Below are 11025 nucleotides of genomic sequence, written 5' to 3' on the forward strand. Positions count from 1 at the left end.
ATCCACCGGCCACCCCGTCAAAGCCGGTCGGCCACCCAGTCCACCAGCCACCCGTCAAAGCCGGTCGGCCGCCCAGCCACCACCCCGCCAGAGCCAGCACGCCGCCGGTCCACCAGCCACAGCTGGTCCGCCAGCGACGCCGCCAAGTCGGTCCGCCACCCGCTCCACCAGCTACCCCGTCAAAGCCGACCCGCCGCCCCAGTCCACCAGCCACCTTGTCAAAGCCGGTCCGCCACCCGATCGACCAACCACCCCGTCACCGGAACCGCGGCCAGCGCCGCGCAGAACCCGCCCACGGCGTCCGTCGGGTAGTGCGCCCCGAGAGCCACCTCGGCCCACCCCATCGCCACGCCGGCGACGAGAGCCAGCCCCAGGACCAAAGCCACCCCGGCAACCCGCCCCAGCCCCAGCCGGTCGGCCAGCAGCAGTCCGATCACCAACCCCAGCGCGGTGGCCAGCGCCGTGTGCCCGCTCGGATACGAAAGGAACTCGCCATGGATCGTGCGGCCCACGATCGGCTTCAGCACCGTCGTCACCGCCACCGTGACCGCCACGCCGAGCACCGTCAGCACGGCCGCCCGGACCCGGTGGACCAGGAAACACACCGCCGCGAGCAGTGCTACCAGGATCGTCGATCCCACCGGCTCGCCGCCGAAGTCGATGACCAGCGCCGCGTACCGCCACGGTGGCCGGACGCCGTCGATCGACGGGAGCACCGCCGCGTCGACTCCCGTCAAGCCCGAGTCGTGGAAGTGGAGGATGCCGAGCGCCACCACGACCGCCGTCGCCAGGCCGGCCGTCATCGCCAACGGAGCGCGCAGCGCGGCCGGCAAGGCCGCGGGCGCCGTCCGGACCTGCTGCCTCACCCGTGCGCCTCGATCGCGGCCTCGTACCCGGCGATCAACCGGTCGAGCCCCACCGCCGGGGTGAAGTCCTTCTCGTACCGGACGCGGGCCGCGTCGCCCATCTCGCCGTTGCGGTCGCCGGCCACCGCACGGAGCCGGTCCGCCAGCGAGGCGTCGTCGTTCGGCGTGTGCAGGAGGCCGGTCACGCCGTCGTCCACCAGCTCCGGGAAGGCGCCGTGGGCCGCGGCGACCGTGGGCACTCCCGCGGCCATCGCCTCGACCACCACCAGGCCGAACGCCTCCAGCCACGTCGACGGTGCGACCACCGCCAGCGCGTCCGCCGTCAGGGCGCGGCACTCGGCCTTGTTCTGCAGGCCGACGTACGACACATCCGCGCGGCGGGCCGCCCACGTCGCGACCTCGTCCTGCATCGGGCCGGTGCCGGCGATGACCAGCGGCACGCCCAGGGCACCGCCGAGCCGGTCCCACGCCCGCATCAGCAGGCCGACCCCTTTCTCCTCGGTGACGCGGCCGAGGAACAGCACGTGCTTGCCGTCGCCGGTGCGGCGGACACCGGGGTCGGTGACGAAGTTGTGCTTCACCGCCATCCGCTCGCCGGGCATGCCGGCCGACACCAGGAGGTCACGTTGAGCCGCCGAAATGCAGAAGAACCGCGAGACGCCCGTCCACCACCGCCGGCGGTTCGCGGCCGTGCTCGCCGCCATCGGGAGCGTCGCCACGCGTGAACCGCGGTAGCAGCCGTGCTGCACCGCCGGCAACGGCGCGCCGCCGACGCAGTCGGTGCAGATGCGGCCGTCGCGGTGGAGCGTGCCGGGTGGGCAGACCATGCCGTAGTTGTGCAGCGTCGCGACCGCGGGCACCCCCGCGTCCGCGCAGGCCGCGACCACCGACGGCGACAGCAGCGGGAACGTGTTGTGGATGTGCACGACGTCCGGGCGCGTGGCCCGCAGCCGGGCGGCAAGCTCCTTGCGCACCGCCGGGTTCCACGGCACGGTCAGCGGCACCGCGGCCTTGCGGGCCGCCGGCATCGACGCGATGTCGTCGCTGCGGCGCTCGAACAGCGACACCTGGTGCCCGCCCTCGGCGAGCAGCGTCACCTCGGCGTCGACGACGTTGTTCTCGCCGCTCGGCTGCTCGGACCGGTACCGGTTGTGCACCACGAGCACCTTCACGCGCCTGTCCCCTTCGCCGGGATGAATGCTTGTTCGTCGGACTGCGGCACCCCGCGGACCAGCAGCGACGCGGCGACGGCCAGGTGCAGCAGGTACGGCGACGCGTCACCGAGGCCGGCTTCGGTGTAGGACGCCGAAATGCAGTAGGTGATCAGGAAGATCGCGCACGCGCGAGCCAGCGACGGCGGCCGCAGCACCGCCACCACCACCAACGTGAGGAGGAACCCCGCCACCAGCGCGATCCCGACGAAGCCCTGCTCGTGGTAGATCGCGAGCCAGCTGTTGTCGATCGGGAGCCCGTCGTAGGACTTGTCCGTCAACCCGACCCCGAAGATGTACTCGGACGTCGACCGCGGGGCCTCCAGCAGCGCGTCCCACACCTTCGCGCGGCCGGTCAGGCTGGAGAAGTTGTCCGCGCTCTGCCCGCGCAGGAACCACGTCTGCAGTGCGCCCGCCAGCACCACGCCGGCGACCCCGCCGACGCCGACCGTCCACGCGAACACCTTCCGCGCGCGGGCGCTGGTCAGCAGCATCGACAGGAAGGCCACCGCGAGCCCGGCGACCAGGCCGAGCGTCGCCGTGCGGGTGTGCGTGAGCATCAGCAGGCCCACCACCGGCACCACGATGAACACCGCGCTGCGCCACGCCGTGCGGCGCCCGAACCAGAGGAGGAGCGTGAGCCCGGAGATGACCGCCGCGTACTGGCCGATCTGCGGCGGGGTCAGCGGCCAGATCGCGCCCGAAAGCCGGCCGCCGTAGATGTCCGGCATCGCGTTGCCCGGGGAGATCACCAGGCCGATCGCCACCGACGCGAGCACGATGCCGTACGTCCGGATGTGGTAGCGGACGAAGCTGAACCCGCCGTCCCACCAGCGGGTCAGCAACCAGAGCGTGGAGACGAACACCGTGAGCCGGAAGCACCGGAACAGCGCGCCGGCGCCCTCCTTCAGGTCGATGCTGGCGAGGATGCTCGACCCCAGCAGCAACGTCAGCAGGAGCAGGTACGCACTGGGCCGGATCCGCAGGTGCTTGTTCAGCACCAGCGCGATCACGAACGCCGTCATGAGCGAACCCATGGTCACCAGCTGGCTGACCGACCGCGGGAGCGGGATGACCGTCTTCGCGCCGGTCGAGCCGAGCGTGTTGAGGATCAGCAGCGCCCACGCCAGGCCCGCCCACTTCGGCGTCGCCGAGGCGGGTTCGGCGGTGGCCTCGCCGCGGATGCCCGCGATGCCGGTGTGCGCCGTCATGTCAGCCCCCGCCCTGTGCGGTGAACGTGCTGCCGGTGTCCTGCGAGTACGGCGAGCCCTGCCACTCGCCGATCTCGAGGATGCGGTCGGTGGTGTACGCGATGAACGTCCACGGGCCGGCGTAGCTGTTGTCGTGCCAGTGGTTGTCCTGCTTGTGGGTGATGTCCTCCTGGACGGTGTCGCCCTTGTACGGCGACCAGTCCGGGTAGCTGCCGAAGTTCGACAGCAGGCCCATCCGCCCGCACGAGGCCTGGCAGCCGACCACGGCCGCGTCGAGCACGAACTTGTTGTCGTGGATGTCGACGTGCTGGGTCTTCCAGCGGCAGTCGCTCAGCAGCGGCCCGCTCGCGATGGCCGGAGCCGCACACTGCTTCACGTTCGGGACCAGCCGGGTGCAGTCGCCGGAGGAGGTGTTCGCCGGGCTGTTGCAGTAGCGGTCGGCGTTCTCCCACAACGTGATCCCGGACCAGTTGTTCTCCAGGTAGTTGCGGGAGATCTCGATCTTCGCCGTCCGCGCCTTGATCCGCGGCTCGCCGCCGGACTCGGAGATGTAGACGGCGGCGGTCGGGAAGTTGTCGCCCTTGTCGGCGTAGCGCCGGCCGTCGACCCAGTTGTTCTTGCGGATCGTGTTGTCGCGGATGATCGCGTTGTAGCTGATCTCGTAGATGAGCGCGGCGCTGTCGTTGTTCTCGATGAGGTTGCCCTCGATGAGGAAGTCGTTGTTGTTGGTGTCGGCCCACAGCCCGGTGCCGTGGTTGTCGTGCACCCAGTTGCCGCGCACGTCGGCGCCGTTGACGTCCCAGAACTTGACGCCACCGGTGCAGCCGCAGCCGTCGATCTTCGCTTCCCAGTTGCCGGTGTTGTTGCCGGCGATCTCGTTGCCCTCGACGACCAGCGCGGTGATCGGCGTGGTGCCGGAGAAGGCGTTGATCCCGTACTGGCCGTTGCGGCGCAGGCAGTTGCCGCGCACCTGCTGGCGCGCGCCCGCCATCAGGCCGGCGCCGTCGTTGTCCTGGATGGTCGAGTGCTCGATCACCCAGCCGTCGCCGGAGTCGTGGTTGACCACGCCTTCGTCGCGGGGCGCCGCGAAGCCCTGGACGGTCAGGTAGGTGAGCTTGACGTTCGTCCCGTGGCCGGTGAACGCGTACTGGTTGATCTTGCGGCCGTCGACGACCGCGCCGGGGGCGCCGATGTAGACGTCGCCGTCCTTCGGGGTCACCTGGTCGTACTTGTCGTCACCGAGGATGTGCTTGCCCGGCTTGAGCCAGAACGTCGTGCCCGGGCCGGCCGCCCGCGTCTTCGTGGCGAGGTCGCCCGGCACGGCCGGGTCGACGACGACGGCGCCGGCCGGCGCCGTGGCCGGGCCTGCCGGTTCCTTGTCGCACACCGCGGCGACCGACCCGCTGGGCGCCGGCGTCGCCTGCGCCGGGCCTTCGGTGTCGGGTCCGCTCGAGCACGCCGCGACCGTGAGGAGGACGCCGAGCAGCGGTGCGGCACGGCGGAGTCGGAAGCGGCGGGCTGTCACGGGCGGGTCCTAACTGAAGCGGAGCAGGGTGGTGAGGTGTCCCGGGGTGCCGGAACCGACGAGGGTGGTCGAGGGTTCCTTCCGGCCGAAGCCCGCGGAGTACCAGCCGAGGGGTGGCTCGATCTCACCGCGGTGGGCGGTCCACGACAACTCGGGCGGCAGTTCGACGACCGCGGTGTGCACCGGGGCCACGGAACCGGTGGCGGCGCCCTGCCAGCGCAGGTGGGCCACGTTCCCCTCGAGCCGCGCGGTGATCGCCGGGCCGAGGTGGAACGCCAGGCGCGCGGCCGGGCGGGTGTCGCCGAGCACTTCGTCGACGATCTTCAGCACGTCGCCATCGAGCTCGACCGTGCGGCGGTGGACCGCGGGCGCGTAGCCGTCGTGGGCCGCCGTCCAGCGGGAGGGTCCGTCCGGCGGGGTCTCGACGGCCAGCACCTTCGTGACCGCGTGCCGCGTCCACAGGAACGGGCCGCCGGACACCGACTGGTCGGTCCCGCCCAGCTCGAGGGTGTTGTGGCCGAGCGTCGAGCGGAAGTACGACCGCCACCGCGGCTCGCCGTGGTAGCAGAAGGTGCCCGGGTCGGCGAGGACGTCGACGCCGTCGTGGCGGACTTCCACCGACAGCGCGTCGGCGTGGGCGTGCGCGGCGATCGACAGAAAGCCGTGCGGGCCGCCGTCGCAGCGGGCCCAGACGCGGCCCGACCGCAGGATCGTCATGCCGGCGTCCCGCAGGTGCGCGGGACGGCGACCGGGCCGGACACCCGAAGCACGGGGTGTCCGGGAGGCCAGCGAAGCCAGCAGCGGCGTGCGGACGTCGTCACCCGGCACCCGCGGCCACCACTCGAGACGGCCGAACAGCACCTCGCCGGTCGCCAGCAGCGACGCCCAGCGGTCGGTCTCGGTGCCGTCGACGATCAGGCCGAAGCCGTCGTCGGCGTCGCCCTGCCGCGGCGGGCGCAGCCGGTTGTCCACAATGGACGCGAGAGCGTCGGTCATCCGGAGCAGGACGTCCCACGTCGAGTCCGGCACCGGCGTGCCCGCCGCGTCGGCCTCCACCGCCGCCGCGAGGCCGAGTTCCAGCACCAGGCCGTGGTACTCGGACGCCAGTTCGGCGTTCAGTCCCGAGGGGAAGGTGTTGCGGGCGAGCTGGACGTCGAGCGAGCGCATCGCCTCGGTCCGCCAGCCCGCCGACTCCGGGTACCAGCCGAACGCGCAGGCCGCGGCGAGCAGCCCGGCGTCCTCGGCGATGACGTGGTTGTTGGCCGACGAGCCGTGGCTGCGCAGGGTGGCCAGCCAGTTCTGGTGGTGCCAGAGCTGGAGGTGGAAGTCCGGGTTGTCCTCGAACAGCTCGCCGACGCCGTCCCAGCCGTCGAGCAGGCGGCGCGTCCAGACCCAGGAGAGGAGCCGGATGCCCAGCTCGATGCCGCTGATCCAGTGCGGGCCGCGCAACGGCGGGTTCGCGGCCCACCACGAGCGCAGGTGGGCGGCCACGCGCTCGGCGTAGGCGGCGGAGCCGGTCAGGGCGTACGCCGCGGCCAGCACGGTCAGGTGCTGGTGACGCGACGGTTCCCAGATCTGCTTGATGTCACCGACGGTGTCTTCCGAGCGGTACGGCACGTCGAAGGCGTAGGGCGCCGAGGGTGCGCTGCGGCCGGTTTTCGGATCGACGAACCAGTCCGGGGCGACCAGGTCGTCCCGGACGACGCCGAAGTACTCGGCGCGGCCGGCCAGCAGCTCGTCGGCGGTGGCGAGCAGCCGCTTGACGGCCTCGCCGGAGACCTTGCCGAGCGCCCCGGCGGGCAGCACGGCGGTGAAGCGCGGGTGCGACGGCCAGTCGGGCGGGGTCGGCAGCGCAGTCCGCCACTGCCGCTGAACGACGGCGTGCCGAGCGCGACCGACGACCTCCGCCGGCCCCATCCGAGACAGCCGGCGCAGGTACCAGCCGGGACCCATCACGGCCGGGCACCTGCCTTCGGCAGCAGCACCGGCCGGCTCGCGGCGACGTGCCCCAGGCCGGGGCCTGTCCGCCGCAGCAGCCCGGGCTCGCTCGGCCATGCCGAGCGCGGCGGCCTCAGCCGGCTCGAGGCGAGGCTCGTCATGCCGGAGCGCCCGTCGTGGCCGGCAGCTCGATCCGGACCGGGGCCGCGTTCGCGGCGCTCGTCTGCGCCGCCAACGTCGCCAACGTCGTCGCCGCCAGCGACGACACCGAGATCGGCATCGGTCCGCCCGTCCGCACCGCCTCCAGGAACGCGTTCACCTCCGCGGCCTGGCCCTTGTCACGTCCCTTGGGAATCCGCGAGCTCGCCCACTTCTTGCGCGAGTACACCGATGCGCGCACGAAGTCGTCGAACTTCAGGACCTTGCCGTCCGCCGTCAGGTCGAGGGTTTCCTTCGGGAAGCCCGAGGAGCCCGTCTCCGCGTACGTGATAACCGCCGTCGAGCCGTCCCGGTAGCCCAGCGTCACCTGGAGGTCTCCCGTCGCGTACACCGAGATCGGGTCGGCGTCGAGGAGCCAGCTCACCGTGTCGATGAAGTGGCCGCCTTCGCCGGCGAAGCGGGAGCCTTCCGAAGCCGTCTGGTTGTACCAGCTGCCGTGGTCGAGGCGGCCCGCGTTGACCAGGTACCGCACGGTCGCCGGGCCGACGCGCGGGCCGAACTGGGCGCGGGCCTCGTGCAGCAGCGGGGCGAACCGGCGGTTGAAGCCGACCTGCAGCCGGTCGTTGCCCGACTCCTCGATCGCGTCCAGCACCTTCTGCAGTTCCGAAGCCGACAGCGCCAAGGGCTTCTCGACGAACACCGTCTTGCCCGCCAGCAGCGCCTGCCGGGTCAGCTCCGCGTGCGAGCTGTGCCGCGTCACGACGAACACCGCGTCGATCGACGAGTCGCCGAGGACGTCGTCGATGTCGGTCGACGCCGCGGCGAAGCCGAACTTGCGGCGCGCGTTCGCTCCCGACAACGCCGACGTCGTCGCGACGTGCTTCAGCTGCACGTCCGACCGCTCGACCAGGTGCGGCAGCAGCATCGACGACGCGTAGTTGCCCGCCCCGATGAAGCCCAACCGCACCGGCTGCCCCGCCGGCAAAGCAGCCACCGAAGACGACGCCACCTCGACCCGCGCCGACGTGACCACCGGCTCCGTCCGGGCGACCCCCTCCGGGTAGCGGAACAGCACCGCCACGGCCTTCAAAGCGCCCTCGTTCAACGACTTGTACGTCTCGACCGCGGAAGAGAAGTCCGACACGTGCGTGATCAGCGGCTCGACGTCCAGCCGGTCGCGCGCGATCAGGTCCAGCACGCACTCGAGGTTGCGGCGCTCGGTCCAGCGGACCTGGCCGATCGGGTAGTCCCGCCCCTCCAGCTCGTACGACGGGTCGTAGCGGCCCGGCCCGTACGACCGCGAGAACCGGACGTCCAGTTCCTTCTCGTAGTAGGCGTTCCACGGCAGGTCGAGCTTGCACTTGCCGATGTCGATGACCCGGCCGCGGTCGCGCGACAGCTTCGCGGCCAGCTCCACCGGGTCGTTCGTGTTGCCGCCCGCCGCGAGGTACGTCTGGTCGACGCCCGCGCCGTGGGTCAGCTCGTCCACGGCCGTGTCGACGATGCCGGACGCCGGGTGCGCGCAGGTCAGCGCGCCGAGGCTCTCGGCGAGCTTGCAGCGTTCCGGGTCGGGGTCGACGCCGACCACGCGCACGCCGGACGACGTCAGCAGCTGCACGACCAGCTGGCCGATCAGGCCGAGGCCGATGACCAGGGCGACGTCGCCGATCTGCGGCTCGCCGCGGCGGACGCCCTGCATGGCGATCGACCCGACGGTGCCGAACGCCGCGTGCCGCGGGTCGACGCCGGCGGGCACCGGCGAGTAGAGGTTCTTGGGCACCCAGTTCAGCTCGGCGTGCAGCGCGTGCTCGTTGCCCGCGCAGGCCACCAGGTCACCCACCGCGACGTCGGTGATGCCGTCGCCGACCTGCTCGACGATGCCGCACAGCGAGTAGCCGAGCGGGGTGTAGGAGTCCAGTTTGGACGTCACCTTGCGGTAGGTCGCCGAAAGGCCGTTCGTGGCGACGCTCTGCATCACCTTCGCCACCTGGTCCGGGCGGGCCTTCGCCTTGCCCACCAGGGACATGCTGGCCTCGGACACCTTCATCATCTCGGTGCCGGTCGAGATCAGCGAGTACACCGTCCGCACCAGCACGCCACCCGGCTTGCAGGCGGGCTCGGGGACCTCGAGGAGCGCCAGCTCGCCGCTCTTGTAGTTCTGGACTACCTGCTTCACTTCGCTCCCGCTCCAGACATCGCGTTCCGGTACCAATACTCGAGGGTCAAGACGTGCCAGAGGTGCTTGCCGCGGTCTTCCTGACCGGCGGCGTCCTCGGCGACCATGCGCTGCAACGCCTCGCGCTGCAGGAAACCCGATGAGACGAGCACGCCGTCGTTGACGACTTCGCGCACCAGCGGCGCCAGGTCGCGGCTCATCCAGGCCCGCAGCGGCGCGCTGAACAGGCCCTTCGGCCGGTGCACGATCTCGCCGGGCAGGATGTTCTCAGCGGCCTTCTTCAGTGCGACCTTGCCCGCGCGGCCGACGATCTTCTTGTTCCCGGGGATCTTGAACGCCGCCCGCACGACCTCGACGTCGACGAACGGCGTCCGCACCTCGGTGGACGCGGCCATCGTCGAGCGGTCGGTGTAGGTCAGGTTCAGCCCCGGCAGGAACAGCCGCGAATCGGCCAGGCACATCCGGTTGACGAAGTCGTCCAGCGCCTGGTCGTGGTAGGTGTCGGCGTGCTCGGTCAAAACCGAATCGACGTCAGCGGCCAAGTCCGGGTTCACCAGCGCGAGCAGCTCCGCGCGGTCGTACATCGTGTAGCTGCGCCGGAACGCCGTCTCCTCGGGCAGGCCCGCGAACGACAGGAACCGCTTGGCGAACCGCACCGACCGGTAGCCGCGCTTGGCCGACGCGACCGGCAAACGGTCCACAATGGACTCCACGGGACGCCGGACCGCGCCCGGCACCTTGTGGTAGCGCAACGCGATCAGGTTCGCGAGGTGCTTGCGGTAGCCGGCGAACAGCTCGTCGGCGCCCATCCCGGACAGCATCACCTTGACGCCTGCCTCGCGCGCGGCCGAGCAGATCAGGAACGAGTTGATCGCCGCCGGGTCGCCGATCGGCTCGTCGAGGTGGTAGGTCATCTTCGGCAGCAGGTCGAGCACCTGCGGCGCGATCTCGATCTCGTGCAGGTCGACGCCGAACTGCTCCGCCACGATCCGCGCATAGCGAAGGTCGTCCGGCATCGCCTCGAACTTCGCGTCCTCGGCGCGGAAACCGATGGTGTACGCCGAAATCCCGGGCCGCGACCGTGCGGCCAGCGCGGTCAGGTAGCTGGAGTCCAGGCCGCCCGAGAGGAACGTCGCCACCGGGACGTCCGAGATCAGGTGCTTGGCGGTCGACTCGGCGATCACGGCGTGCAGGTCGACCTCGCCGTCGAAGGCCGCACCCTCCTCGGCGACCTCCCGCAGCGACCAGAACCGGCCGCGGTCGACCCGGCCGTCCGGGCGGCAGCGCAGCCACGTCCCGGGCGGCAGCTTCTCCGCGCCCTGGTAGGCGCACCGGCTGTCGGGCACCCAGTAGTAGAGCAGCGACGCGATCAGCGCCGCGTTGTCGACCTGCAGCGACCCGCCGAGCTCGCCGGCGAGCGCCTTCAGCTCGGACGCGAACGCCACTCCGCCGCCCCGCTGGACGAAGAACAGCGGCTTGATGCCCAGCTGGTCGCGGACCAGGAACAGCTCGCCGGTGCCCTCCTCGAACAGGGCGAACGCGAACATCCCGCGCAGCTTGGGCAGGCAGTCGGTGCCCCAGCGCCGCCACGCCTGCAGCAGCACCTCGGTGTCGGACGTCCCACGGAACCGGATGCCCGCGGCGGAAAGCTCGGCCCGCAGCTCGGGGGCGTTGTACAGCTCGCCGTTGTAGCTCAGCGCGAGGCCGTCGAGGACCATCGGCTGCGCACCCGTCTCGGTCAGGTCGACGATCGAGAGCCGCCGGTGTCCCAAGTGGACGGAGCCGCCGCCGACCGGGTGGTCGTACCGGCCGGAGCCGTCCGGCCCGCGGTGGGCCAGCGTCTTGGTCAGCCGGTCGGTGAGCGGCCCGCCGTCCGGCCAGAGGTAGGTGCCTGCGATGCCGCACATCTCGAGTGGGTCCCCTTCATTAGCGGCGCGGG

General features: G+C 71.5%; 7 protein-coding genes. All 7 read right to left on the minus strand.

Annotated elements, in window-relative coordinates; translation table 11 throughout:
- Nucleotides 1-218: 218 nt before the first annotated feature.
- The gene (locus tag AB0J40_RS32600) at nucleotides 219-866 is read right to left on the minus strand and encodes a phosphatase PAP2 family protein (RefSeq protein ID WP_364460671.1); all 648 of its coding nucleotides are present in this window, start codon (nucleotides 864-866) and stop codon (nucleotides 219-221) included.
- Nucleotides 863-2038 carry a glycosyltransferase gene (locus tag AB0J40_RS32605; protein ID WP_364460674.1) on the minus strand — a complete coding sequence of 392 codons (1176 nt, stop codon included), beginning with the start codon at nucleotides 2036-2038 and terminating at the stop codon, nucleotides 863-865. The genes AB0J40_RS32600 and AB0J40_RS32605 overlap by 4 nt, the downstream gene beginning before the upstream one ends.
- A complete protein-coding gene (locus AB0J40_RS32610) occupies nucleotides 2035-3288 on the minus strand; it encodes an O-antigen ligase domain-containing protein (RefSeq protein ID WP_364460677.1) in 1254 nt (417 codons plus the stop codon). The genes AB0J40_RS32605 and AB0J40_RS32610 overlap by 4 nt, the downstream gene beginning before the upstream one ends.
- A 1-nt stretch (nucleotide 3289) precedes the next feature.
- On the minus strand, nucleotides 3290-4813 hold the full coding sequence (locus AB0J40_RS32615; protein ID WP_364460680.1) for a right-handed parallel beta-helix repeat-containing protein: 1524 nt from the start codon (nucleotides 4811-4813) through the stop codon (nucleotides 3290-3292).
- Between the two features lie 9 nt (nucleotides 4814-4822).
- Complete coding sequence (locus AB0J40_RS32620; RefSeq protein ID WP_364460683.1) at nucleotides 4823-6766, minus strand: alginate lyase family protein; 1944 nt, start codon at nucleotides 6764-6766, stop codon at nucleotides 4823-4825.
- A 142-nt stretch (nucleotides 6767-6908) separates the two neighbouring features.
- Complete coding sequence (locus AB0J40_RS32625; RefSeq protein ID WP_364460686.1) at nucleotides 6909-9086, minus strand: bi-domain-containing oxidoreductase; 2178 nt, start codon at nucleotides 9084-9086, stop codon at nucleotides 6909-6911.
- On the minus strand, nucleotides 9083-10993 hold the full coding sequence (asnB, locus tag AB0J40_RS32630) for an asparagine synthase (glutamine-hydrolyzing) (protein WP_364460689.1): 1911 nt from the start codon (nucleotides 10991-10993) through the stop codon (nucleotides 9083-9085). The genes AB0J40_RS32625 and asnB overlap by 4 nt, the downstream gene beginning before the upstream one ends.
- Nucleotides 10994-11025: the final 32 nt, after the last annotated feature.

It is taken from the genome of Amycolatopsis sp. NPDC049691 (assembly GCF_040675005.1).
Lineage (GTDB): Bacteria > Actinomycetota > Actinomycetes > Mycobacteriales > Pseudonocardiaceae > Amycolatopsis.